Annotated in this window: 1 protein-coding gene; it reads right to left on the bottom strand. The window is 52.1% G+C overall.

Annotated features, from left to right (window positions below; all coding sequences use genetic code 11):
• A partial coding sequence (locus ABD104_RS30275; RefSeq protein WP_343928899.1) for an HAD family hydrolase occupies positions 1 to 478 on the bottom strand: 478 nt, incomplete at its 3' end.
• Positions 479 to 505: the final 27 nt, after the last annotated feature.

Below are 505 nucleotides of genomic sequence, written 5' to 3'. Positions count from 1 at the left end.
CAAGAAGGTAGTTGGCCGGCGTAATATCGACAAGACCGATGGTTGTCGCACCGGACGCAACACCGGCGCGCACGCCGTTCTGGCTGTCATCCACAACAATGCAGTCCTTGATATCGACACCGATTTTCTGTGCGGCCAGCAAAAAGACATCCGGATGCGGCTTGGGGTTTTCAACATCATGTGCCGAGCAAACCCTGCCTTCAAAGCGTTCCTTCAAGCCAACCTTGGCGAGCGACACATCCATCTTGGCATGTGGGCCGTTGCTGCCAATCGCAATGGGAATGTTGTTTTCTTCCAGCAGATCTAGTACCGGATCAAGATGTGCGAACGGCGTCAGATCGTTACGAAAGGCCGTAAACGTACGTTCGTAGCATTCAGACAGCCAGTCTTCTGGCAGCGTAATGCCAAACATCTGTTCCATTTTTGGCGGCACCATCGCCAATGTGCCACCAATGAAAAGATCATGGGTCTTTGCCATATCCATGTCGCAGCCATAATCACAAAG

The sequence above is a fragment of the Pigmentiphaga daeguensis genome (assembly GCF_039523035.1).
Lineage (GTDB): Bacteria > Pseudomonadota > Gammaproteobacteria > Burkholderiales > Burkholderiaceae_B > Pigmentiphaga > Pigmentiphaga daeguensis.
Note: the sequence above shows the minus strand (reverse complement) of the source record. Positions and strands in the feature narration are given on the sequence as shown.